This window comes from Actinoplanes auranticolor, assembly GCF_018332655.1.
GTDB classification, from domain to species: domain Bacteria; phylum Actinomycetota; class Actinomycetes; order Mycobacteriales; family Micromonosporaceae; genus Actinoplanes; species Actinoplanes auranticolor.
This window is the reverse complement of sequence record NZ_BOQL01000018.1, coordinates 111,516-134,038: the sequence shown is the minus strand read 5'-3', so window position 1 is coordinate 134,038 and position 22,523 is coordinate 111,516. Positions and strand designations below refer to the sequence as shown.

Annotated in this window: 24 protein-coding genes; 8 read left to right on the top strand and 16 right to left on the bottom strand. The window is 72.8% G+C overall.

All coding sequences use genetic code 11. The annotated features are described in order from the left end of the window. Positions 1-5: 5 nt before the first annotated feature. From Aau02nite_RS09935 to Aau02nite_RS09925, 3 genes are read right to left on the bottom strand one after another with little or no spacing between them, the layout of a single operon-like run. Positions 6-2,909, bottom strand: coding sequence for an AfsR/SARP family transcriptional regulator (locus Aau02nite_RS09935; RefSeq protein ID WP_212988046.1), 2,904 nt, complete (start codon positions 2,907-2,909; stop codon positions 6-8). A gap of 9 nt (positions 2,910-2,918) precedes the next feature. Next, positions 2,919-3,326 carry a VOC family protein gene (locus Aau02nite_RS09930; RefSeq protein WP_212988045.1) on the bottom strand — a complete coding sequence of 136 codons (408 nt, stop codon included), beginning with the start codon at positions 3,324-3,326 and terminating at the stop codon, positions 2,919-2,921. After that, a complete protein-coding gene (locus Aau02nite_RS09925; protein WP_212988044.1) occupies positions 3,323-3,811 on the bottom strand; it encodes a nucleoside deaminase in 489 nt (162 codons plus the stop codon). The genes Aau02nite_RS09930 and Aau02nite_RS09925 overlap by 4 nt, the downstream gene beginning before the upstream one ends. Positions 3,812-3,906: 95 nt before the next feature. Between Aau02nite_RS09925 and Aau02nite_RS09920 the strand changes: the two genes are divergently transcribed. Beyond that, a complete protein-coding gene (locus tag Aau02nite_RS09920) occupies positions 3,907-4,560 on the top strand; it encodes a TetR/AcrR family transcriptional regulator (RefSeq protein ID WP_212988043.1) in 654 nt (217 codons plus the stop codon). A gap of 28 nt (positions 4,561-4,588) precedes the next feature. On the opposite strand, the gene Aau02nite_RS09915 is transcribed toward Aau02nite_RS09920, so the two are convergent. Next, complete coding sequence (locus tag Aau02nite_RS09915; RefSeq protein ID WP_212988042.1) at positions 4,589-5,449, bottom strand: hypothetical protein; 861 nt, start codon at positions 5,447-5,449, stop codon at positions 4,589-4,591. Between the two features lie 10 nt (positions 5,450-5,459). Beyond that, positions 5,460-5,960, bottom strand: coding sequence for an RNA polymerase sigma factor (locus Aau02nite_RS09910; protein WP_212988041.1), 501 nt, complete (start codon positions 5,958-5,960; stop codon positions 5,460-5,462). A gap of 180 nt (positions 5,961-6,140) precedes the next feature. Between Aau02nite_RS09910 and Aau02nite_RS09905 the strand changes: the two genes are divergently transcribed. Both Aau02nite_RS09905 and Aau02nite_RS09900 read left to right on the top strand, forming a co-directional pair. Continuing rightward, positions 6,141-7,295: an epoxide hydrolase family protein gene (locus Aau02nite_RS09905; RefSeq protein WP_246595027.1), complete on the top strand. Its 1,155-nt coding sequence runs from the start codon at positions 6,141-6,143 to the stop codon at positions 7,293-7,295. Between the two features lie 46 nt (positions 7,296-7,341). Then, entirely contained in the window at positions 7,342-7,932 is a 591-nt protein-coding gene (locus Aau02nite_RS09900) for a TIGR03086 family metal-binding protein (RefSeq protein WP_212988040.1), read from the top strand. A 41-nt stretch (positions 7,933-7,973) separates the two neighbouring features. Here the strand turns inward: Aau02nite_RS09900 and Aau02nite_RS09895 are convergent, their stop codons facing one another. From Aau02nite_RS09895 to Aau02nite_RS09865, 7 genes are all read right to left on the bottom strand, one after another. Further along, positions 7,974-9,023 (bottom strand): HAMP domain-containing sensor histidine kinase, encoded by a 1,050-nt coding sequence (locus tag Aau02nite_RS09895; RefSeq protein ID WP_212988039.1) that lies wholly within the window; start codon positions 9,021-9,023, stop codon positions 7,974-7,976. Continuing rightward, complete coding sequence (locus Aau02nite_RS09890; protein ID WP_212988038.1) at positions 9,023-9,691, bottom strand: response regulator transcription factor; 669 nt, start codon at positions 9,689-9,691, stop codon at positions 9,023-9,025. Before Aau02nite_RS09890 ends, Aau02nite_RS09895 begins: the two co-directional genes overlap by 1 nt. Before the next feature lie 34 nt (positions 9,692-9,725). After that, positions 9,726-11,420, bottom strand: a complete 1,695-nt coding sequence (locus Aau02nite_RS09885; RefSeq protein ID WP_212988037.1) for a serine hydrolase domain-containing protein — start codon at positions 11,418-11,420, stop codon at positions 9,726-9,728. Between the two features lie 107 nt (positions 11,421-11,527). Beyond that, positions 11,528-11,860 carry a DUF4387 domain-containing protein gene (locus Aau02nite_RS09880; protein WP_212988036.1) on the bottom strand — a complete coding sequence of 111 codons (333 nt, stop codon included), beginning with the start codon at positions 11,858-11,860 and terminating at the stop codon, positions 11,528-11,530. Continuing rightward, positions 11,853-13,232, bottom strand: coding sequence for an acyclic terpene utilization AtuA family protein (locus Aau02nite_RS09875; protein WP_212988035.1), 1,380 nt, complete (start codon positions 13,230-13,232; stop codon positions 11,853-11,855). The genes Aau02nite_RS09880 and Aau02nite_RS09875 overlap by 8 nt, the downstream gene beginning before the upstream one ends. Before the next feature lie 8 nt (positions 13,233-13,240). Then, complete coding sequence (locus Aau02nite_RS09870; protein ID WP_212988034.1) at positions 13,241-14,182, bottom strand: phosphoglycerate dehydrogenase; 942 nt, start codon at positions 14,180-14,182, stop codon at positions 13,241-13,243. 11 nt (positions 14,183-14,193) lie between these two features. Then, positions 14,194-15,462, bottom strand: a complete 1,269-nt coding sequence (locus Aau02nite_RS09865) for an MFS transporter (protein WP_212988033.1) — start codon at positions 15,460-15,462, stop codon at positions 14,194-14,196. A gap of 95 nt (positions 15,463-15,557) precedes the next feature. On the opposite strand from Aau02nite_RS09865, the gene Aau02nite_RS09860 reads away from it, so the two are divergent. From Aau02nite_RS09860 to Aau02nite_RS09850, 3 genes are all read left to right on the top strand, one after another. Then, entirely contained in the window at positions 15,558-16,247 is a 690-nt protein-coding gene (locus Aau02nite_RS09860; protein ID WP_212988032.1) for a GntR family transcriptional regulator, read from the top strand. Next, a complete protein-coding gene (locus Aau02nite_RS09855) occupies positions 16,244-17,338 on the top strand; it encodes a tartrate dehydrogenase (protein WP_212988031.1) in 1,095 nt (364 codons plus the stop codon). The genes Aau02nite_RS09860 and Aau02nite_RS09855 overlap by 4 nt, the downstream gene beginning before the upstream one ends. Positions 17,339-17,462: 124 nt before the next feature. Then, complete coding sequence (locus Aau02nite_RS09850) at positions 17,463-17,750, top strand: MBL fold metallo-hydrolase (RefSeq protein WP_212988030.1); 288 nt, start codon at positions 17,463-17,465, stop codon at positions 17,748-17,750. 79 nt (positions 17,751-17,829) lie between these two features. Here the strand turns inward: Aau02nite_RS09850 and Aau02nite_RS09845 are convergent, their stop codons facing one another. Together Aau02nite_RS09845 and Aau02nite_RS09840 are read right to left on the bottom strand one after the other, a co-directional pair. Continuing rightward, positions 17,830-18,423: an Ig domain-containing protein gene (locus Aau02nite_RS09845; protein WP_212988029.1), complete on the bottom strand. Its 594-nt coding sequence runs from the start codon at positions 18,421-18,423 to the stop codon at positions 17,830-17,832. Positions 18,424-18,499: 76 nt separating this feature from the next. Then, positions 18,500-19,510, bottom strand: coding sequence for a GlxA family transcriptional regulator (locus Aau02nite_RS09840; protein ID WP_246595026.1), 1,011 nt, complete (start codon positions 19,508-19,510; stop codon positions 18,500-18,502). 108 nt (positions 19,511-19,618) lie between these two features. On the opposite strand from Aau02nite_RS09840, the gene Aau02nite_RS09835 reads away from it, so the two are divergent. Continuing rightward, positions 19,619-20,260 carry an isochorismatase family protein gene (locus Aau02nite_RS09835; RefSeq protein WP_212988028.1) on the top strand — a complete coding sequence of 214 codons (642 nt, stop codon included), beginning with the start codon at positions 19,619-19,621 and terminating at the stop codon, positions 20,258-20,260. 15 nt (positions 20,261-20,275) lie between these two features. Here the strand turns inward: Aau02nite_RS09835 and Aau02nite_RS09830 are convergent, their stop codons facing one another. Beyond that, positions 20,276-21,007 carry a hypothetical protein gene (locus Aau02nite_RS09830; protein WP_212988027.1) on the bottom strand — a complete coding sequence of 244 codons (732 nt, stop codon included), beginning with the start codon at positions 21,005-21,007 and terminating at the stop codon, positions 20,276-20,278. A gap of 95 nt (positions 21,008-21,102) precedes the next feature. On the opposite strand from Aau02nite_RS09830, the gene Aau02nite_RS09825 reads away from it, so the two are divergent. Continuing rightward, a complete protein-coding gene (locus Aau02nite_RS09825; protein ID WP_212988026.1) occupies positions 21,103-21,531 on the top strand; it encodes an OsmC family protein in 429 nt (142 codons plus the stop codon). Between the two features lie 220 nt (positions 21,532-21,751). Here the strand turns inward: Aau02nite_RS09825 and Aau02nite_RS09820 are convergent, their stop codons facing one another. Then, a complete protein-coding gene (locus Aau02nite_RS09820) occupies positions 21,752-22,459 on the bottom strand; it encodes a GDSL-type esterase/lipase family protein (protein ID WP_212988025.1) in 708 nt (235 codons plus the stop codon). Positions 22,460-22,523: the final 64 nt, after the last annotated feature.

The following is a 22,523-nucleotide window of genomic DNA, read 5'->3' as shown; positions in this document are numbered from 1 at the left end:
CTCGCTCATCCGGGGACGGCTCGGCTGAGCAGGGCCTCGGCTTTGTCCTTGAGCAGCGGTACGGACGCGACGTCCGAGGTGGACATCAGAGCGCGCAGGAGGGCGGCGGCGCCGGGGGAGTCGCCGCCCGCCAGCAGCGCTTCGGCCAGGCGCAGATTCGCGATGAACACCCCGCGGGGGTCGCCCGCCTCGACCATGCGCCGCAACGCCTCACGCGCGTCGGCCATCGCGGCCGGCAGGTCGCCACGTGCGCGCCGCAACCGGCTGTGATGGACCAGCAGCCAGCCCAGCCCGTGGGCGTTGTTGACCGCGTCCGTCACCTCGCGGGCCTGCGCGTACGTCTTGTCGGCCAGGTCCAGCTCGCCGAGCGAGATGGCGCAGTCCAGCTTGCGGACCAGCAGGGCGCGGTGGCTGTCGGTGTTCCAGAGGGCCTGAGTGTGGGCCAGCGCCCGATCCAGCAGCGGCAGTGCCTCGGCCGGCCGGTCCTGCAGGACCAGCGTGTCGGCGTGGGTGCGCAGCGCCAGCACGATGTTCTCCGGATCGCCGGTCGCGTACGCGATCTCGGTCGCCTCCCGCGCATGCGGGAGTGCCGGCCGCCCCTGGAACATCCGGGCGAAGGCGAGGCCGGTGAGGCTGTGCACGAGTTCGTGGCTGAGCCCGAGACGGCGGAACACGGCGACCGATTCCTCGAACTCCGCGGCGGCCCGGTCCAGGTCGAGGGAGAGCAGGACATCTGCCCGGCTGCTGGCCTGCCGGCTGGCGACCCGCTCGTCCCCGGCCGCGCGGGCGGCGTCCCGGACGGCCGCGCGGACCCGCACGATCTGGTCGTAGCCACCGCGGATGGACAGCGACGGAATGGTCAGGTCCGCCAGCAGGGCCGCCTTGTCGTAGCTGCCCAGCCGGCACGCCTGCGTGATGGCGTACAGCAGCTGGGCCCGCTCGGTCTGCAGCCAGGCACCCGGGTCGGCGGTCAGGCCCGCGATGTCCACCGGCCCGGCGGCGATGCCGTCCGGCAGCGGATCGGGCGGGAGCCCGTCCTTGCGGTCCACCCGCAGGTGCACGTGGTGCGCCAGGACGAGGAACGTGTCCAGCAGGCACCGGTACGCGGCCCGGGTCACCTCGTCGTCCTCGCCGCCGGCCAGCTCGCGGGCGAACAGCGCGACCAGGTCGTGCGGCCGGTACCGCAGCTGGCCGGTCAGGTCGACACCGGCCGGCTCCAGCAGCCCGGCGGTCATGAGCTGCTCGACGGCGCGTTCGCCGTCACTGCCGCCGGTGACGGCGCCGAGCGTCCAGGCGGCGAAGGATTCGGCCGGCAGCAGACCCATCCGGCGCAGGGCCAGCTGGACGGGGCCGGCCAGCCCGCCGTAGCCGACCGCCAGCTCCGAGCGGACCGCCAGGTCGCCCACGGCCAGCTCGTCGAGGCGCCGCTGCTCGTCGCGCAGGCGATCGGCCAGCGTGCGCAGGTGCAGGGTGGGCCGGGGCTGGAGCCGGGCACCGATGATGCGTACCGCCAGGGGGAGACGGCCGCACAGCTCCACCAGCTCCTCCGCGGCCGGCCGCTCGCCGGCGACACGGGCCGGATCGATGATCCGGCCGAGCAGCGCCAGCCCCTCCGCGACGGAGAACGGCTGCAGGCGGTGATGATCGGCGGCGGGCAGCTCGTCCAGTGACCGCCTGCTGGTGATGAGGACGGCAGAACCGGCCGTACCGGGCAGCAGCGGTGTCACCTGTCCGGCGTCGGCGGCATCGTCGAGCACGATCAGGACCCGGCGGTCGGCCACCCGCGCGCGGAACGTCGCCGCCCGCGCCTGCACCGAGCGCGGCTGCGCGGCCGGGAGCACACCCAGCGCGTACAGCAGCTCGCCGAGGACTTCTCCGACGTCCCGCGGGGCCGGACCGCCACCGCCCAGATGGACGTAGAGCTGGCCGTCCGGGAAACGGTCCCGGACGCGGTGCGCGACATGACCGGCGAGCGCGGACTTGCCCACACCGGCCACCCCGCTCACCACGACGATGGGTAGCCGGGCCGGCTCGCCCCCGGCGACCAGCGAGCCGGCGACGGTGGCCACCTGGTCCGCCCGGCCGACGAAGTCACCGATGGCCGGCGGCAGCTGGCACAGCGCCGGCGCGCTCGGTGACGCGCCGGCGCGGGCCTCGTCGTCGACCGTCTCACCGAGCAGGATCGCCTGGTGCGCGGCGCGCAGCTCGGGCCCCGGGTCCAGGCCCAGGTCGGTGCGCAGCACCGCAGCGGCGTCGCGGTAGACCTGCAGCGCCTCGGTCTGCCGTCCCGACCGGTAGAGCGCGCGCATCAGGTGCGCCCGCAGCCCCTCCTGGAACGGGTACGCCGTGGTGAGTGCCCGCAGCTCCTCGACCACCGCCTGGTGATGACCCAGCGCCAGCTCCAGGGCGAACCGGCGCTCGGCCGCCTCGAGGCACCGCTCCTGCACCTGGGGCACCTCGTCGCGATGCAACGCCGCCGAATCCACATCGAACAGGATCGGCCCCCGCCACAGTGCGGTCGCCGCCCGCAACGACTCGAGCGCGGCCGCCCGGTCGCCACGATCCTGGGCGAGGCGGGTGCCCTCCAGCAGCTCGTCGAGCTCCTGCAGGTCGCAGGAGCGGGCCGGCAGTTCGATGACGTACCCGCCGTTGCGCGAGTGGATGGCAGCGTCGGCGCCCAGCAGCCGGCGCAGCCGCGCGACGTACGTCTGCAGGGCCGCGCGCGCCTCGGCCGGCGGCTCGTGATCCCACAACCGGTCGGTCAGGACGCTCACCGGCACGACCCGGCCCGCGCGCAGCACCAGGGACGCCAGGATGATCCGGAGCTTCGCGGCGGAGATGACGACGAGCGCGCCGTCGCGCCGTACCTCCAGGTCACCCAGAACGCGGAATCGAATGGCAGCCGTCACCGGCCCCCCTCAGGCGGGACCCGGGTCCGTCGGTTCCTCGAACAGGGTCAGGTGGATGGTTCCGGGCGCGTCCAGCCGGGCATTGACCGACTCCCAGGGCGTACGCGTGGGCGGCGCGACCGGCGTGGCCCCGGCCGCGAGGGCCGTCCGGGTGGCCGCCTCGCAGTCCTCGACCTCGAGGGCGAGGCGGAACCGGGGTGCGACCCGTCGCCCGACCTCGACGCGGTCGATGAGTTCGATCTGCGCGGTGTTGGACAGCTCGAGGGTGGCCCGGCCCGCGTCGAGGACGGTCACCTCGGCGCCCCCTTCGCTGGAGTAGGACTCCGCGACCGGCATCGCGAGGGCGTCGCGGAAGAACGCCACCGCCCGGTCGTAGTCGGCCGCGTGGACCACGAGGCGGAGCTGGCGGACCGTCATGCCGCGGAACTCCGCACCGCGGCCTGATGGTGCAGATCGCGCATGACACCGGCCAGTTCGTCGGCGGGTCCGGAGACCGGGACGCCGACCGTGACCGCCTCGATCGCCAGCACGCGGACGGGTCCGGGAGCGAGTCCCCAGCCGGCCCGCCACTCGGTGAGCTGAGCCGCGGAGACCGCGTAGACGATGCGGCCGAGCCCGACCCACGCGTGGGCCGCCGCGCACATCGGGCAGTGCTCACCCGAGGTGTAGACGGTGCATCCGGGCCGGGTCGTGGCGGGCACCTCGCGGGCCGCCCACCGGGCCAGCTCCAGCTCCGGGTGTCTGGTCTCGTCCCCGCCGCCGGTGCGGTTGCGTTCCTCCCGCAGCACGCCTCCGTCGGGTCCGACCAGCACGGATCCGAAGGGCTCGTCGCCCGCGGCGAGTGCCTCGCGCGCGAGCTCGACCGAACGTCGCAGGTGGACCAGATCGGTGTCGGTCAGCATCTCGAACCCCCGTTGGTGCCGAACGGAACGGAACATATTAATCCCTTAGGAGGCTAGCAGGGCGGCGCAACTTGATCCACTGCTAGCCTCGGCTGATGGCCGAGGAAGAGAACCGCAGCTCCTTGAGCGGCCGGCGGGCAGAGGCGCAGCGCAACAACGGGCGAATCCTCGACGCCGCGCGTGCGGTCTTCCTGGCCGATCCGGAAGCTCCGATCGCGAAGGTCGGTGTGCACGCCGGTGTCGGGATCAGCGCGCTGTACCGGCGCTATCCCAGCAAGGATCATCTCCTGCGGGCGCTGGCCGAGGACGGCCTCAACCGCTACATCGCCGATCTCGAGACAGCGCTGGCGTCCACCGACGGACCCTGGGACACCTACGTCGCCTGCCTGGAGCGCGTCGTGGACGGTCAGAGTCAGGCCCTGGCCCAGCGGCTGGCGGGAAGGTTCACCCCGACACCGGAACTGACGGCTCTCGCCATGCGGGCCGGCAGTCTGGCCGAGACCCTCTTCGACCGGGTCCGTCGTTCCGGCGAGCTCCGCGACGACATCTCCGAAGCCGACGTCACGCTGCTGCTGGAGATGATCGCCGTCATCGAGCTCCCCGGCGCCGACGGTGGTGCCGCCCTGCGTCATCGCTACCTCGCCCTCCTCCTGCAAGCACTGCACGCCCCGGCCGAGGCGCCGCTGCCCGGCCGTCCCGCGCGCCAGGCCGACCTCGCCGCCCGCTGGCGGAGCGCGGGGAACAGCTGACCTGGCACCGGCGCACGGGTCGGCCGGTCTAGCGGGTCGGCTTCGGCTCGACCGGGACGTCGTCGTCGTAGTCCGGCTCCCTGCCGTCCGGCGACGCCCAGATCACCACGACGTTGCCGGGCAGCGGTGCCGTGTCGAAGATGATCCACGTCCCCGGCACCTCGGACGCCGGAGCCTCCAGCGACTTCGGGCCCACCCGGTAACTGGCGGTCTGCCCCCTCGCACTCAGTAGCCGGCGCGCCTCGGACACCCGCCGGCCGACCAGTGCGTGCAGCGACGCCTTCTCGGTGGGGGTGAGCACGGGCTCGTCACCTTCGACGGATTCGCCGGGCAGGGGAGTGCGGCCGAAGACGATCCGGGCGTGCCCGCGGTAGGAGACCGGGACCCGGACGCCGACGGCGCAGTTGCCGTTGGCGGTGCAGTTCCCGGGGTCCTCCACCGGCTCGATCCCGCGGACGTCGTCCTCCTGGAACACGACCCGGCCGACCCGGTCCGGCTCGGCGGCGGCCAGCGAGAGTTCGATGTCGAGTCCGTGCGCCGCGAGTTCCTCCCGGTACCGCTGCGGGTCGGCGGCCGGGTCCTGGATCCGGATCTCGAGGTACCGGTCGGCCGAGGTGATCCTGAGGGCGGCGGCCCGTGCGGGGGAGGGTCCGGTCGGGCTCGACTCGGGCAGCCACAGGCTGGCGGCCACCACAGCGGCGGCCAGGCCCGTCACCAGCGAGCCGCCGATGGCCAGGCGCAGACCCCACGGGCGGCGGTGCGCCGCGGGCGGCGTGGACATCACGCGACGCAGCAGGTCGTCGGCGGCCGGGCCGGTCGGGTCGGCCGCGGTGTGCGGGATGTCGAGGTCCGGGGACAGGAGCTGGATCAGGCGATCGGGTTCGGTCATGGCGGGTCCTCTACTTCGTGATCGACGGTGACCGCAGCGCCTCGGCGAAGCGGGTACGGGCCCGGTGCAGGCGGATGCGGGCGGCGTTCGCGGAACAGCCGAGCGCCACGCCCAGTTCCTCGGCGGACAGTCCCTCCCAGGCGACCAGGCGCAGCAGCTCCTGGTCGGCGGCGTTGAGGGTGGCGAAGGCCGAGGAGATCTCCGGAGGCGCCTCGGGCGCGGTGACGATGGCACCGCCGAGCTCGTGGCGCAGCCGGGCGGCCAGGTCGGCACTGCGGCGTTCCGCGCGGTACTGGTTGGCCAGGACGTTGCGGGCCACGCCGAACAGCCAGGCGCGGCCGTTGCCGGGTGGCAGGTCGTCGAACCGCCGCCACGCGACCAGGAAGGTGTCCGCCACCACGTCGGCGGCCGTCTCCGGCTGAGCGGTGCGGCGCAGGGCGTACCGCAGCAGGTCCTCATAACACGCCCGGTAGAGGCGTTCGAAGTCGGCGGCATCGGATGCGCGGGCCAAGGCGGCTCCCTCGGTAGGTGATGCCGGTCAGATCCTGCCCGGCACTCCCTACATGTCTGTCACCCCGGCGCTATTTCATCGCGGCGCCCGGCCCGCCCGCGTGAGCGTGACGTCAGCGCGGCGAAAGGGGGCGCACGTACGCTTCGCGCTTTCCACGGCGTACACAGAGAGGCGGTCGCCGTGCCCGATCCCAGCATCACCCCGTTCCGCATCGCGATACCGCAGGCGAGCCTCGACGACCTGGCCGACCGGCTGGCCCGGACCCGCTGGGCCGAGGAACTGCCCTCCAAGGAGGTCCTCGCCGGTGGCGCGGGCGCACCCGTGCCGGCCGGATGGGAGTACGGAGTCCCCGGCTCCTACGTCCGGGACCTGGTCGAACGCTGGCGCACCTCGTTCGACTGGCGGGCGCGCGAGGCCGAGCTGAACGAGTACCCGCAGTTCACGACCGAGATCGACGGGCAGCGCATCCACTTCGTCCACGTGCGCTCGGCCCAGCCGGACGCCGTCCCGCTCATCCTGACGCACGGTTGGCCCAACAGCTTCGTGGAGTACCTTCCGCTCGTGGGCCCGTTGACCGATCCGGCCGCGCACGGCCGTCCGGAAGCCCCGGCCTTCCACGTGGTCATCCCCTCGCTGCCCGGCTTCACCTTCTCCGGCCCCACCAAGGAGCACGGCTGGAGCGCAGGACGGACCGCCGCCGCCTGGGCCGAGCTGATGCGGCGGCTGGGCTACGACCGCTACGGCGCGCACGGCAACGACGCCGGCGCGATCGTCTCGCCGCTGCTGGGTGAGCTGGACCGCGAGCACGTCATCGGTGTGCACGTCACGCAGATCTTCTCCTTCCCGCGCGGCGACGCAGGCGAGTTCGAGGGGCTGACCGAGGAGGACTTCGGTGCACTGCGGTTCGGTCAGGCGTTCTCCGAGCACGCCATCCACGACCGGTCCCAGCAGGCCCAGCCGCAGACCCTGGCGCACGCTCTGGCCGACTCGCCGGCCGGGCAGCTGGCCTGGAGCGGCCAGCTGTTCGGCACCTCGCTGAGTTCCGAGGACGTCCTGACCAACGTGGCGCTGTACTGGTTCACCAACACCGCCGCCTCGGCAGCCCGCTTCTACTACGAGAACCACCGCGCCGCCGATCCCGCCGGGCCCACGTCCGTGCCGATCGGCCTGGCCGCCTTCGCCTTCGACTTCCGCGCCGTGCGCAGATTCGCCGAACGCGACCACCGCAGCATCGTCTCCTGGAACACCTACGACCGCGGCGGGCACTGGGCCACGCACGACGCACCGGACCTGCTCATCGAGGACATCCGCCAGTTCTTCGCGGCACTCACCTGACCGTCCGGCCGGGGGGCCGGGAAGCAACCATCGAGGGGGACCATCCGTGACTTTCACCGTACTCACCACCGCTCTTGACGCCCTGGGCCACGTCACCACCGTGGCCGTCGACACCGACCGGCTCGACGATCCGACCCCGTGCTCGGACTGGACAGTGGCCCAGGTGCTGTTCCACGCCGCCGGGGACCAGCACGCCTGGGCGTCCGTGGTCGGAGCCGGCTCCCTGCCGTCCTACAACCCGTTCGATCCGCCCCGCCGGCTCGACGGCGGCGTCCAGGACACGATGGCCAAGGCGATCGAGGCGGCCACCGGTGCCTGGGCCGGTGTCGACCCGGCATCGTCGTCGGTGCGTACCCCGCTGCCGCCCGTACCGGAGCTGACGCCGGCCATCGCGGCCGCCGCCTGCGCGCTCGACGCGGCCGTCCACGCCTGGGATGTCGCGGTGGCGACCGGCCAGCCGACACCGTTGACCGACGCCCTGGCCGGGGAGCTGAGGCCGGCCGCGCAGGCGACGGCCGAGCCGCTGCGTGGTTTCGCCTACGCCCCGGCCCTGCCCGCTCAGGCTGGCGACGGCCCCGCGGCCGCCCTGCTGCGCTACCTCGGCCGCGATCCGATGTGGACACCCGCCGGCACCTGACCGGCACCGCCGGGGCCACCTCAGCCGGTGGCCCCGGGCGGTCAGCGGCGCAGCGTGAGCCGGAACGCGCAGCCGTCGCCGGCCGGACCGGGTGACACGAGGGTGAGCTCGCCGCCGTGCGCCAGCGCCACCTGACGGGCGATCGGCAGGCCGAGACCGGTGCCCGCGACGTCCGTGCGGCTGCGCCAGAAACGCTGGAAGACGCCCTCCTGCTCGGCGGCCGGGATGCCGGCACCGTGGTCGGTCACCACCACGGCGACCTCGTACGCCGCCGCCTCCACGCTGATCTCGACCGTACTGCCCGCCGGGGCGTACCGGACGGCGTTGTCGACCAGATTCGTCACCGCCCGCCGCACGGTCGGCTCGTCGAAGGCGCACTCCGCCGCCTCCGGGCCGGTGACGGACAGGTCGATCGCCTTCGTCGCGGCGAGCACGCCGACGTCCTCGGCGACGGCGCGGACCACGGTCATCAGGTCGGCCGGGCGCCGCGCGATCGTGCGCGCCCGGCCCCGGGCGTCCACCAGCAGCTCGTCGATGGTGGCCTGGAGGCGCCCGGCCGCCGCCGCGGTGTTCCGCAGCCCGCGCCGGTAGACCTCGATCGACGGGTCGGGATGGGCGAGCAGCACCTCGGCGTTGGCCATCAGCACCGACAGTGGCGTCCGCAGCTCGTGGCTGGTCTCCTCGATCAGCCGGCGCTGGGTCTCGGCCGCCTGCTCCAGCCGGGCGAGCATGTCGTCGATGCTCGCCGCGAGCCGGACGACCTCGCTCGGACCCCGGTCGAGCCGGACCCGCCGGCTCAGATCGGCGGCCCCGATGTCCTCGGCGACGGTCCGGACCCGGTCGATGTCGCGCACCGCCCGTCCGGCCAGGAACCAGGCGAGCGCGGCGGCCACGGGCGCCAGGGCGAGCACCGCCCAGGTCACCCAGGCCGACCGGTCTGCGGAGGTGCTGGTGACCAGGCCGCCGCCGGCCGCCTCGGCCTCGACGTCGCTCACCACGACCACACCGAACAGGAGCAGCACGGGAACGTAGCCGGCCAGGAACCCGAGCACCGCGAACCGGGTGCGCAGTGACCGCAGGACCGGGCGCATCACGGCACCTGCAACCGGTAGCCGGTGTTGGTGACCGTGACGATCAGCGCCGGTTCGCCGAGCTTGCGGCGGAGGCGGCTGAGGATCACCCGTACCGAGGAGGTGAACGGGTTGGCGTTGGCGTCCCAGACGTGTTCCAGCAGCGTCTCGGCCGACAGGACCTCGCCCGGGTGGTGCATGAAGTACCGCAGCAACGAGTACTCCCGCGCGGTGAGGTCCAGCGGCGTCGTGGCCCGCCAGGCCCGGTGGGTGGCGAGGTCGAGGGTCAGCTCACCCACCCGCAAGGTCGATCCGGCGCTGTCCTCGCGGCGGCCCAGCGCCCGCAGCCGCGCCAGCAGCTCGGCGAAGTGGAACGGCTTGACCAGGTAGTCGTCGGCGCCCGCGTCGAGCCCGGCGACGCGGTCGGCCACCGCGTCGCGGGCGGTCAGCACGAGATGACGCCGGGGGCGGCGCAGCGCCGGGTCGTCCGAGGCGCGCCGGATGAGAGCGAGCCCGTCCCCGTCGGGCAGCCCCAGGTCCAGGCACACCACGTCGTACGTCGTGGTGCCGAGCAGTTCTTCCGCGGCCGCGTAGGTCCCGGCCACGTCCACCGCGTACGCCTCGTTGCGCAGGCCCAGCGCGACGATCTCGGCGAGGTCCGGATCGTCCTCGACCAGCAGGACGCGCATGGCCCGCTCTCCTTCCCCCTGCGGCGTGGCGATGTCAGCCCGATCGCCGCGCGTTCGTCGTCCCGGCCGGCCCGGAGACGGTCACCTTCCCGCCGGCGAAGTCCAGCGTCACGTCCGGGCCGGTCCCGGTCGGGTCGTCCGGGCGGTACCTGGTCGTCCCGACCGGCACCAGTGTCAGGGCGGGCGGCCCGGTCGGCAGCTCCGCCCCCGCGATGGTGCTGTGCTCGTCGACCGCGTACCAGCCGAGGCGCGGACCGTCGCGGGTGGTCAGTGTGACGTACGTACGCATCTCGCCTTCGGCGACCACGGTGCCGCCGGCGGTCACCGCGGAGATCGGCCCGTGCTCGGCTTCTATACCTTGCCGCTCCTCGCGGCCCTCCTCGGTCCGGCCGGCCAGCACGGCGAGGACGCGCTTCTCGTGCTCGCGCAGGTCGTCGGCGGAGTATCGGCCGCGCGGCGGGAACAGCGCATGCACCGCGCCGGCACCGGCGGCGGAGATCCTCGGCCGGTTTCCCTCCACGGTCACCTCGAACGATCCTTCCGGGTCCAGCCGGTACGTCCCGGCGATCGCGGCCGGGTCCCCACCGCCGGCCGGCGCGGTCGGCGTCGGCAACGGATTCCCGGCCACCAGCGACGGAACCGTCGCGGCCAGCAGCTTTTCGGCGGTGAGCACCGATCGGTTGGACGACAGAACGATCACCTGGTCGCGCTCGGGGATCCAGAGGACCGCCACGTTGTGGCCGACGTCGCCGCCACCGCCGGCGATCGCCACGATCGGCTTGCCGTACACCTCGGCGTCGAACGCCATCCAGCCGCCCAGCGTGTGCGACCGGCCGTCGCCGACCGGGAAGCCCGGATCGCCGGCCAGCCGGGCCGGCTCCGGCCCGGCCAGCGTGCCGCGGAACAGCGCGCGGGCCCAGGTGGCCAGTTCCCTGGTGGTCATGGCCAGCGAGCCGTTGCCTTCGGTCGCCCAGTACGGACCGGCGAAGTCCGTCGGCCGCCGCCCGGGTTCGCCCTTGTCGAGGTACCCGGCGGCGACGGGTCCGGTGGCAGCCGGCCGTCCGTGCCAGAAGCCGCCGGTGACCGCGCCGCCCGGCAGGGCGAGCACGTGTGTGCGGGTGTAGTCGCGGTACGACGTACCCGAGACGGTGTCGATGATGAGTGCCAGCAGCGTGTAGCCGGCGTTGGAGTAGGCGTCATCGGTGCCGGGTGGGAACGCGAGCCTGAGCTTGTTGATCGCGGCGATCGCACCGGCCCGGTCGACCGGCTGGTCGTCGGCACCGATCGAACCGCCGATCCCGCTGGTGTGCAGGAGCACCTGGCGTACGGTCGCCCTGGCCACGGGCCCGACGACCGCCGGCACCAGTTTTCCGACCCGGTCGTCCAGGGACAACTTTCCGGCCTCGGCGAGCCGGAGAATCGCGGTGGCGGTGAACGCCTTACTGACCGATCCGATGCTGTAGACGGTGTCGGCGGTGTTCCGGGAGCCGGTGGCGTCGTCGGCCGTACCGTAACCGGCGAGGCACTCGAACCGGCCACCGGTCGACACGGCGACGGCGCCGCTGAACCCGGCCCGCGCCCACGCGCCGAAGGCCGCGTCCAGCTTCCCGTCACACTGCGGGTTCGCCGTGCCGGTCGGACGGTCCAGCCCGGGGTCGTCGGCGGTGCAGCCCGCCGTCACGGCCAGCATCGTGCCGAGCGCAATCGTGGATAACCATCGCCTTTTCATGCCGCGACGGTAGGAGCGCAGCTGAGAACGTGATGTAAACGGCGAGGCCGCGCCTCATCGCTCGGGCAGCTCCAGGGCGCGGCGAACACGGCGTTGCGGGCTCCCGGTCACGCGACCGGCAGCGGAAACAGCGCCAGGGGTACGTGGTGCTGGCCGGCGTGGATGTCGCGGTCGCGCAGGCTGCCCTGTACCACCGGTCGGGGGAAGGAGATCTTCACGACGTTCAGCTCGGGGATCCGGAAGATCTGGATGGTGTCCGCCGCGACGTCGTAGAGGCGGGCGATGACCGGCGCGTCCAGGTAGGCGGGATCGGCCACCGTGGCGTAGCCGGCGGCGTCGCGCATGAACAACTCCATGGTGACCCAGAACGGTCCGGCGTTCTTGGAACGGACCTCCCGGGCCAGATCGGCGATCGTCCGGGGGCGGTCGGGCTCAGACATCGCGGTCCTCCGGCGGGTTGATGCGGAACAGGCTGGTGGGGGAGTCCACGTCGACGACGTGGTTGAGGACGAACTCGTACGCCGCCCCGCGCTCGGTCTCGGCCGGTGAGGTGGCGAAGGCCAGGCTGGGCAGGTAGTCCATGTCCGGGGTGGGCAGGTGCAGCAGCAGCGGGTTGGCGATCTTCGCGACGGCCGTGGCGGTCTGCTGGTCGGCCGCGTGGACCAGGAGCATCACGCCGACCTCGCGGGGTGGCCGGGTGTCCGGGTCGAGGGCGTCCAGGACGGCGTCGTAGCCGTAGAGGCGGATGTCGAAGGCGTACTCGTCCTCGCTGAGTGAGAGGGTCTGCGTGACCCACTCGGTGATCATCCGGCGCAGCAGCGCGGCCCAGGTGGTGATCTGGCCGAGGATGTGCGGGTCCCGGACGGCGGTGAACGACATCGTCTCGTACCCGGTGACCCGTGCGCCCTCCAGCTTGATGGTGTGCTGCTCGGCGAGTTCGAAGCGGGAACCCTCGACCCGGACGCGCCGGTCGTCCAGGGCCCGGTAGGTGGCTTCGGCGACGTTGATGGTGCCGGCCGGCTCCCGCATGGAGTACGGGTTCACCGTCTCGTAGAGCATGTGCGCCGACACCGAGGTGGGTGTGCAGGCGACCGCCGGGTCGAGCGGTTCGATGGTGAAACCGGTGGCGTCGATGGTGGCCAGCACGCCGCCGGAGCGCGGGTTGGTGGTGCACTGCCCGCCGCATTCGACGATCTTGGCGGCGTGCCAGGTGGGACCGGCCGGCATGCCCACCATGAGCGGATAGGCGGCGGCGACCGCGGTGTCGGTGGCCCGCCCGGCCAGGACGACGTCGGCCCCGGCGGCCAGCGCCTCGACGATCGGCTCGTGACCCATCATCCCGACGATGTGCCGGCAGCTCTCGAGGGTCGCCGGGTCCAGGTCGCCGGCCGGCGGCAGCGGGTGCACCCGGCCGGCGTCGAGGTGCTCCTTGAGGTCGGCGGCCTGCTGCTCGCTGTAGACGGTGGCCACCCGCAGATCGAGTCCCTCCTCGGCCAGGATGTCGCGGGTGATGCCGGCGACCCAGTCGACGCCGGAGTCGGTGCCGCTGGTGCCGCAGGAGCCGACGATCAGCGGGATGCCGGCGGTCGCCGCCGCGCGCAGCAGCAGCCGCAGGTCGCGGGCGACGGCCGCGGCGGCGGTCTTGGCGGTGCCGGAGCCGAGGTAGTACGGGCCGGAGTCGGTGGAGCCGCCGTCGACGGTGATGACGTCGGCGCCGAGGTCGAGACCGCGGGTGATGGTCTCGGGCGGGAAGCCGCCGCCGAGCATGCCGCTGGGCGCGAGCACGCGTACGGAATCACGGGTTTCGGTCATGGTCTTCCTCATCTCGGAGTCACGGGGTTGACGGCTGACCGGGGGTGGCCGGCGAGGGCGGCGAAGAGTTCCCGGGCGCCCTCCATCCCCGCGGCCAGGCGGGCCTCGGCGGTCTGCCCGGCCATGTGCGAGTAGACGGTGATGCCGTCCACGCCGCGCAGGACGCTGTCGGCCGGCAGCGGTTCGACGTCCACGACGTCGAGGGCCGCGCCCGCGAGGCGCCCGGAGCGGACCGCCTCGGCCAGCGCCGCGGTGTCGACGATCGGTCCGCGCGCGGTATTGATCAGGTGGGCACCCGGCTTCATCCGGCCCAGCGCGGCAGCGTCGACGAGATGCCGGGTGCGCGGCGTCAGCGCGGTGTGGATGGAGACGAAGTCGGAGCGTTCGAGCAGCTCGTCGAGCGGGACGAGGCCGGCGGGCGCGGGCAGCTCGCCGGTGCCCAGCACCGTCATGCCGAACGCCCGGGCCAGCGGCACCACGCGACGCGCCACCGGGCCCCGGCCGATCAGCCCGAGGATCTTGCCGCGCAGCTCGTGGCCGTCACGGCGGGGCCAGGTGCCGGCGGCGACCCCGGTGGCCATCGGCACCAGGTGCCGCGCCTGGGCGAGCAGCAGCGCGATGGTGTACTCGGCCACCGCGTTGCTGTTGATGCCGGGCAGGTTGCTCACGCTGATGCCGAGGCGGGTGGCGGCTTCGACGTCGACGGAGTCGTAGCCGACGCCGGTGCGTACGACGGCGCGCAGGCCGGGGGCCTCCCGCAGCACCCGCTCCGACATCGGTTCGTTGGCGATCAGCGCGCCCTCGACGCCGGCCAGCGCCGCGATCAGCTGCTCGGGCCGGCGCGGTCCCCGCATCGGGTCGTGCCGGGTCGTGCACCCCTGCTGGAGGAGGTACGTGTCCACCTCGTCGCCCGGGACGAGATAGTCGGTGGTGATCAGAACGGTGGGCATCGGACTCCGTGTCAGGTGAGGATGGGTGTGGTGCGGTGCCGGTGCAGGCGACCGAGGCCGACGACCACGAGGACGGCGAGAGCGGCGAGGATCGCGATGTCCAGCAGCATCCAGTTCCAGCCGGTGAGGTCGACGACGGCGCCGATGAGTGCGGGGCCGCCGAAGCCGCCCAGGTACCAGGTGACCGCGTACAGGCCGGTGTAGGCACCGAGCACCCGGCTGGACGGGGCCAGGTTCCACAGGGCGACCGCCGCGTTGATCATGAAGGCCGCGGCGCCGACGGCCGCGAAACAGAAGGCGACGACCGTACCGGTGGCGGTCTGGACGGCCGCGCCGGCCGCCATCGACGCCGAGAAGATGATGATGCCCACGCCCATGGTGCGCAGCCGCCCGAAGCGCTCGGCGCACAGCGCGGCCGGATAGGCCGCCAGCAGGAAGGCGATGCCGCTGGGCAGGGTGAGCCCGCCGGCCTCGCCGCGGGTCAGGCCCAGGGCCTCCATGCCGTACGGGGTGACCAGCGACCGGGAGGCGAACCAGGCGCCGCCGAAGAGCAGGACGGTCAGCAGCAGCAGGAGCCGGCGGCGGTCGCTGTCGGTGACGAGTTCGGTGATGACCCGGTGGAACGGCACCCGCGCCTGGTCGTGCGGGGCGTCCGCGTCCTCGGCCAGCGCCGCCTGGTACGCGGCCGACCGGCTGTCGCGGACCTTCAGGATCAGCACCACCGTGACGGCCAGCAGGATCACCGCGGGGATGACGAACGCGCCCCGGGGATGCTCGTCGATGACGAACAGGCTGATCAGCGAGGCCACGATGATGGTCAGCGCGGCCGCTATCTTCACGGCGGCGTTGGCCCGGCTGCGCCGCTCCGGCGGCAGGAAGTCCGGGATCATCGACTCGGCCAGCGGCCGGATGGTGTTGACGACCAGCGCGTACAGGACCATCACGGCGACCAGCGTGGCCAGCGACGTGGTCCACGGCAGGAACGCGAAGAGCACCGCGGCCAGCGGCATGCCCACCGCCAGGTACGGCACCCGCCGTCCCCACCGGGTCCGGGTGTTGTCCGACCGGTTGCCGATCCAGGGCTGGATGAAGATGCCCAGCAGGTTGTCCATGCCCATCAGCAGGCCGACGACCGCCGCGCTCGTGACGTGCTCCCGCAGCAGTACGGGCACCTGGTTGTCGTAGAAGTTCCAGGTCGACTCCTGCGCGAAGAGCGTGAGCGCGATGAAGAACGTGATCTTCCGGTGGGACACCGTGCTGTCCCTGATCGTTACGGCCATGTCGCCTCCACGTGTCCGGCGTCACGTTAATTTGCTATGGCAAAGCCGTCAACAGTTGCATAGAAACTTGCCATGGCAGGCGGTAAAGTGCAGGCATGACTGCCACCCCAACGCTCTCCGACCAGGCGTACCGTCAGCTTCGCAGCGCGATCGCCACCGGTGACCTCGCTCCGGGAGACAAGGTGACCGAGCGCGGCATGGCCGAGCGGCTGGCGATCAGCCCCACCCCGGTCCGCGAGGCGCTGCGCCGGCTGGAGCTCGACGGGCTCATCGAGCGGATCGGCCCGCGTACGGTGCTGGTCGCCGCGATCCGCGACGCCGCCATCGACGACCTGGCCGAGGTGGAGGTCGGCCTGCGCGGCCTGGTCGCCCGCTTCGCCGCCCGGCACGCCACCGCCGCCCAGCTCGACGCCCTGGACGCGATCCTCGACCGCGCCGACGACCTGCTGATCCTGCTCAAGGAGCGCGGTGCGCCGGGACAGCCGTCGGAACGGCATCTCACCGCGCTGCTCGACACCATGCAGGACTTCAACGACGCCGTGGACGCCTGCGCCCACAACCCCGTGCTCATCCGGATGCTCGAGCAGAGCCGGGTGTTCTCCCGGCCGCAGCGCCGGGAGCTGCTGCTGCGGCGGGTGGCCGAGGACCAGACCTTCGGCCTGGAGCGGTACACGAGCCACCGCGCCCTGGTCCGGGCGCTGCGCGCCGGTGACTCCGCCACCGCGGAGCGCATCGCCCTCGAGGACTCGCAGGGCGGCCTCGCGGCGCTGAGGCAGGCCCAGTGACCGCGCACCGCATCGCCGTCATCCCCGGCGACGGGATCGGCCAGGAGGTCGTCCCGGCCGGGATCGAAGCGCTCCGGGCCACCGCCGACCGCCACGGCCTGCAGCTCGACTTCGAGCAGTTCGACTTCGCCAGCGCCGGCTACTGGCAGCGGCACGGGACGATGCTGCCGCCCGGCTGGGAGGAGACGCTGCGCGGCTTCGACGCCATCTATTTCGGCGCGGTCGGCTGGCCGTCGGTCGTCCCCGACCACGTGTCCCTCTGGGGCAGCCTGCTGCAGTTCCGCCGGGTCTTCGACCAGTACGTGAACCTGCGCCCGTGCCGGCTCATGCCCGGCGTCCGCAGCCCCCTGGCCGGCCGGGAACCCGGTGACATCGACTTCGTCGTGGTCCGGGAGAACACCGAGGGTGAATACTCCAGTGTGGGCGGGCGCATCTTCGAGGGCACCGAGCGCGAGACCGTGCTCCAGGAGACGGTGATGACCCGCATCGGCGTCGACCGGGTGCTGCGCTTCGCCTTCGAGCAGGCCCGCCGCCGCCCGAAGCGGCACCTGACGTCCGCCACCAAGAGCAACGGCATCTCCATCTCCATGCCGTACTGGGACGAGCGGGTGGCCGGGATGGGGGAGCTGTTCCCGGACGTACGGCTCGACAAGTTCCACATCGATGCGCTGGCGGCGCAGTTCGTGCTGCACCCCGACTGGTTCGACGTCGTGGTCGCCAGCAACCTGTTCGGCGACATCCTGTCCGACCTCGGCCCGGCCTGCACCGGCACGCTCGGCATCGCCCCGAGCGCCAACATCAACCCCGAGCGCGACCACCCGAGCCTGTTCGAGCCGGTGCACGGCTCCGCCCCGGACATCGCCGGGCAGGGCATCGCCAACCCGATCGGCCAGATCTGGTGCGGTTCGATGATGCTCGAGCACCTGGGCCATCCCGAAGCGGCGGCCCAGCTGCTCGGAGCGATCGAGGACGTCCTGGCGTACGGGCCGCGGGACGCGCCGTTGACCCCCGACCTGCACGGCACCGGTACGACAGCCGAGCTGGGTCACGCGATCGCCGAACGCGTCCGCGAACGCCCGCGGAACGGGTGATCAGGCTGCGGGACCCGGGCGCTGCGCGAGCGTCCTGTGCCTGACAGCTGTTGCGAAGGTCGAGGCATGCCGGACGGGCTGCGGGAACGCAGGGTGCTGGAGCTCCACGAGAAGCTGGCGTGCGGTGGCCGAGATATCGCGGCGCGTACCGGAAATCGACGTGGCCGTGCTCTTCGCCGGAGCCGCCCGGGTTCCCGCGAAGTTCCGCGGCCGTCCACTGACGATGGACAGCCGCCGGACCGCCGCGGCCGCCGCCGTCCTCGGCGCGGGGATCGTGATCCCGGCGCACTACGACGGCTGGACGCACTTCTCGGAAGGCGCGCCGGACCTCGTCACGGCGTTCGACGAGGCAGGGCTGGCCGCCTTGCTGCACCTGCGCGAGCACGGCGACTGCGTGTCCCTGCAACCTTGATCCGCAGTACGGGCGGACACGCGGATACGCCCGCGGAAGTCGGAGGGCTTCCGCGGGCGTATCCGTATGGGGGAGAAGGTCAGACCCGGACGCGCAGCGCCTCGAGGCTCAGCGAACGGCCGACGGTGCCGATCTGGACCTGCCCGCTGCGGCGGGTGCACTGCCAGTTCTGCCAGCCGATGTTCTGCACGTGACCCTGGGCGCAGATGCCCGTACGGGTGCTCAGGCGCAGTGCCTCGAGTCGCAGGGACTGGCCCTCGGTGCCGACGGTCACCGTGTCGTGCCGGCCGGTGCAGCGGGTGCGCTGCCAGCCGATGTTCTGCACGTGCGCCTGGGCGCAGATGCCACCGGTACGACGGGTCGAGATCGACAGCGCCTCGAGCCGCAGCGACCGGCCCACGGTGCCGGCCAGCGCGGCGCGGCGGTTGCTGGAGCACCGCCAGCCCTGCCAGCCGATGTTCTGCACGTGCGCGTTGACACACACGGTGTTGCGGTCACGGCGCATGAGCATCTTGGCCGCCGGGCTCAGGGTCGGAGCCTTGACGACAGCCGCCGGAGCGGCCGGGCTGACGGGTGCCGCCGAGGCGGACCCGCCGAGCACGGGTACTGAGATCGCGGAGACGGCCAGGCCGACCATCGCCGCCTTGCGGAGGAAGTTCGGAAACATTGCCATGCTGGTGAGAGCGCCGGCCCGGCCGGTCATGACGCGACGCCGGGGCGATTTGTCGCCCTGTCACTCCGAAGGGGGACTACTTGTCACTCCGTGGAGTGCCGGCCCGGGACGCGAGCTGCGCGGTGCGGGCGTCGAAGCGCCGGCGGTATTCCGACGGTGAGGTGTCGAAGGCCGCGGCGAAGCACTGCCGCATGGTGACCGTGCTGCCGAAGCCGCAGGCCGCGGCGACCTGGTCGATCGGCAGGTCCGTCGACTCCAGCAGCCGGCGGGCCTCGTCGAGGCGCTGACGCCGGACCCAGACCGCGGGGGTGACCCCGGTGGACGCCTGGAACGCCCGGATGAAGGTGCGCCGGCTCAGGTGGGCGGCGTCGGCGAGCCGCTCGACCGTCAGCGACTCCGTGAGGTGCCGCAACGCCCAGTCGAGCACTCCGGCGATCGGATCGTTCGCCGGGTACGGCGGGAGCGGCCGTTCGATGTACTGCGCCTGCCCGCCCTCGCGGTGCGGGGCCACTACCAGGCTGCGGGCCACCCGGTTGGCTGCCGCGGCGCCGAGCCTGCTGCGGACCAGATGCAGGCACGCGTCGATCGCCGAGGCGGTGCCGGCGGAGGTCAGCACGTCGCCGTGGTCGATGTAGAGCACGGAGGCGTCGATGCCGACGTCGCGGTGGCGGGCGGCGAGCATGTCGACGGCCTGCCAGTGGGTGACCGCCGTACGCCGCGACAGCAGCCCGGCGTCGGCGACGGCGACGGCGCCGAGGCACAGCCCGGCGATGGTCGCGCCGCGGCCGTGAGCGCTCGTCAGCGTCCGCCGCAGTGCCGGACCGGCAGCGCGGCCGTCCTCGAACCAGGACGGGACGACCACGATGTCGGCCTCCCGGGCTGCGGAGAGACCACGCACCTCGCCGATCGGGTAGCCCTCGGCGGTGCGGATCGACCCGGCGCGGTCGGCGAAGAGGACCGTCGTCCAGTCGCCCAGGCCCTGCCGGGTGACCTCGTCGAAGACCAGCTGCGGCACGGACAGGTGGAACATCGTGACGCCGTCGAAGGCGTAGACCGCGATGCGCAGGGGGTCCCCGGAGGCTGGCACGATTTCATCGTAACGCTGCACCTGTGCCAATGGCCCACGCGGTCCGGCGGGCGCAGACTCGAGGGGCCGCCCCCGATCGGCGGCACCGACAGCAAGGAGTGCACCGCCATGACCACCGCACCGCACCGCGCCCTCGTCGTCATCGACGTGCAGCAGGACTACTTCGGCGGGCCGCTGGAGATCCAGTACCCGCCGCACGCCGACTCGCTACCGCAGATCACGCGGGCGATCGATGCGGCCACCGCCGCGGGCATCCCCGTGGTGGCGGTGCAGCACACGATGGGCGACAGCGCGCCCCTGTTCAACCCCACCCAGCCCGGCTTCCAGCTGCACCCGGAGGTCGAGAGCCGCCGTACCGGTGCCTGGAAGTCGGTCGTCAAGCAGTACGGGACCGTGTTCGCCGGCACCGACCTGCTGTCCTGGCTGCAGGAGCGCGACATCACCACCGTCACCCTCGTCGGCTACATGACCAACAACTGCGTGCTGGCCTCGGCCGCCGAAGCCGAGACCCACGGCCTGACCGCCGAGGTCCTCTCCGACGCCACCGGTGCGATCAACATCGCCAACGACGCCGGCGCGGCCGACGCGAAGACGGTCCACACCACACTGATGACCTTGTTCAACTCGAACTTCGCCGCCGTCGCCGACACCGCGACCTGGTCCGCCGCCGCTGCCGCCGGCCGGGCGCTGCCGCAGCCCGATCTCGGCGCCTCCGCCGTGACCGGAGCCCAGCGCGCCGGACAGGCATGATCTGACGTGGTTGTCTCAGCCGGTGCTCAGCGCTTCCCCTGCGGCCTCGAACCCGGCGTCGGCGAACGGCTGCAGCAGCACCTGCCGCGGCTCGGAACGCACCGCATCACCGGCGGCGATGACCTGCGCCGCCGCGATCACATCCGTCTGCAGCGCGACGAACCGTGCCTCCTGTCCGGGGAACTGGTCCCCGGACAACCGCAAGCTGCGATAGGCGTCGTCCGCGGCGCGGTCGATCGCGGTCTCGACGGCAGGGTCGAGCCCGAGCTCCAGAGTCCGGAAGACCGCACGCCGTGAGCCCCGCGGCTGCCCCGAGACGGCCTGCAGATACCGGCGCCAGTCCTCGACGGAGGCGTCCCGTACCTCCGTCAGGAACTGCGCGACGAGCGCGCCGGGGGCAGCCAGCGCGGCGGCGGCCGACTCGAACCCGGCTGTCGCGAACGGTTCGAGCAGCGCCTGCCGATGCTCGAACGCGAGCTGGTCGCCGGCTGCGATCGCCTTCACCGCGGACATGAGGCTCACCTTCACCTCACCCAGGGACAGCGGGTCGGCGAAGTCCGCGCGTGACAACCCGAGCGAGGCGAACGCCTGCAGCCCGGCCCGGTCCACCGCGTCCAGCACCGTACGCGGCCAGCTCAGCGAGACGATCGCCGTCATCGCGGGCGAGACCCCCGGGTTGTCGATCCGCCTCGCGTGGGCGGCCCAGTCGATCTGCTTCGTCCGTACCTCTTCGAGGAATCGCGCCACGAGGTCTCCGTGCGGCCCGAATCCGGCGTTCCTCGTCGTCATCGCGGTCCTCTCGGGCAGTCGGTGGAAGGCGGTGGCGCGTAGCGTCGCTGAGCATGACGGATGAGAGCTTGCGGTCGGTGGAGATCGAGCGGACCGGCGCCGGCCGGTACGACGTGCGCAACGTACGGGGTGGGACCATAGCGCTGGGTACGGGGGACGACGACCGGTTCACGCCGGTGGAGTTGCTGCTCGCCGCGCTGGGCGGCTGCACCGGGATCGACGTGGATCTCGTGGCCGGCCGGCGCGCGGAGCCGACCCGGTTCGTGGTCCGGGTACGCGGCGACAAGGTCCGGGACGAGGCCGGGGCCAACCGGATGGAGAACCTCGAGGTCGAGTTCGATGTCGAGTTCGCGGCAGGCGCGGACGGCGACCGGGCGCGGGAGGCGGTGCCTCGGCTGATCCGGCAGTCCCATGACCGGCTGTGCACCGTCAGCCGCACCGTGGAGCTGGGCACCCCGGTGTCGGCCTTCCAGCGTTCCTGACCCGGCGGCCGGTCGTCGCCGGGGGATCGGCTCGCCACTGCCGGCCGATGACCACTGCCGCGGTGTCCGGCACGTGAGCCGGGACAATACGGCCGGGCACGTGCCGGCGGCCTCGGCCTGTGGATCGCCCACCAGTCCTGCAGCCACGTCGCCCTGCACCGGCACAGCGACGGCTTCACCATCCGGCTGACCGCCGGAAACCCGCATCACTGACGCGCTCTCACGGTAACCATCCGGCCCGGTGCAGGGTGTGCCACCAGGTGCGGCGGATCTCGTGGGCGCCCCAGGCGTTCGGCTCGATGACGCCGCAGTACCACAGGTCCCGGTTCGCCGGCCGCGGGTCGGGCCGGCCCGGATCGCCCGCCTGCGCGCCGTGGCCCAGGAAGTGTGCGTGCACGTCGGCGACCCGGGCCCCGTGGCGGCCGGCCAGCCCTTTGAGGGCGTCGTTCAGGGCGACCACCAGCCGCGGACCGTCCGGCCAGGGCGGCAGACCTCCGCCCGGTACGGCGCCCGTCCCGTCGCTGGGGTCGTACACGGTGGTCACGACCGTGCGGGGAGCATCGCCGGGCCCGGCGGCCAGGTGGGCCAGGATCCGCTCGGCCCGCTCGGCTACCAGGGCGATGACGGCCTCGGCCGCCGCGGTGTCGCCGTACGCGCCCATGAGGTCGTTGCCGCCGATGGTGATCGTGACCAGGTCGGGACGCCGGTCGAGCCGGGGCAGCTGCTGCCCCAGGACGCCGGAAGTCGTGGCCCCGTCATAGGTCAGGTCCAGCAGGTCGTAGCCGCGGGTGCCGAGGTCCCGCCCGGCCCAGTCCGGGAAATCGGCGTCGCGGTTGCGGTGCAGCAGACTCGTCGCGCCCCGGCCGGGCCCACCGGCGTAGACGTCGATGGACATGGAGTCACCCAGGGCGGTGTACAGGAGCGTCACGACGCCGGATTGCCCCCTCAGCCGCTCCATATTCCGGCCCCGGCCGATCGGCCGATCCCCGCGA

Coding starts and splice junctions, on each gene's coding strand:
- Aau02nite_RS09895 (WP_212988039.1), bottom strand. CDS start 9,023: ATGCGCCCGGTCCTGCGGTCACTGCGCACCCGGTTCGCGGTGCTCGGG.
- Aau02nite_RS09845 (WP_212988029.1), bottom strand. CDS start 18,423: ATGGCAATGTTTCCGAACTTCCTCCGCAAGGCGGCGATGGTCGGCCTG.
- Aau02nite_RS09835 (WP_212988028.1), top strand. CDS start 19,619: ATGACCACCGCACCGCACCGCGCCCTCGTCGTCATCGACGTGCAGCAG.
- Aau02nite_RS09920 (WP_212988043.1), top strand. CDS start 3,907: ATGGCCGAGGAAGAGAACCGCAGCTCCTTGAGCGGCCGGCGGGCAGAG.
- Aau02nite_RS09860 (WP_212988032.1), top strand. CDS start 15,558: ATGACTGCCACCCCAACGCTCTCCGACCAGGCGTACCGTCAGCTTCGC.
- Aau02nite_RS09875 (WP_212988035.1), bottom strand. CDS start 13,232: ATGACCGAAACCCGTGATTCCGTACGCGTGCTCGCGCCCAGCGGCATG.
- Aau02nite_RS09890 (WP_212988038.1), bottom strand. CDS start 9,691: ATGCGCGTCCTGCTGGTCGAGGACGATCCGGACCTCGCCGAGATCGTC.
- Aau02nite_RS09930 (WP_212988045.1), bottom strand. CDS start 3,326: ATGACGGTCCGCCAGCTCCGCCTCGTGGTCCACGCGGCCGACTACGAC.
- Aau02nite_RS09870 (WP_212988034.1), bottom strand. CDS start 14,182: ATGCCCACCGTTCTGATCACCACCGACTATCTCGTCCCGGGCGACGAG.
- Aau02nite_RS09885 (WP_212988037.1), bottom strand. CDS start 11,420: ATGAAAAGGCGATGGTTATCCACGATTGCGCTCGGCACGATGCTGGCC.
- Aau02nite_RS09880 (WP_212988036.1), bottom strand. CDS start 11,860: ATGTCTGAGCCCGACCGCCCCCGGACGATCGCCGATCTGGCCCGGGAG.
- Aau02nite_RS09925 (WP_212988044.1), bottom strand. CDS start 3,811: ATGCTGACCGACACCGATCTGGTCCACCTGCGACGTTCGGTCGAGCTC.
- Aau02nite_RS09915 (WP_212988042.1), bottom strand. CDS start 5,449: ATGACCGAACCCGATCGCCTGATCCAGCTCCTGTCCCCGGACCTCGAC.
- Aau02nite_RS09825 (WP_212988026.1), top strand. CDS start 21,103: ATGACGGATGAGAGCTTGCGGTCGGTGGAGATCGAGCGGACCGGCGCC.
- Aau02nite_RS09865 (WP_212988033.1), bottom strand. CDS start 15,462: ATGGCCGTAACGATCAGGGACAGCACGGTGTCCCACCGGAAGATCACG.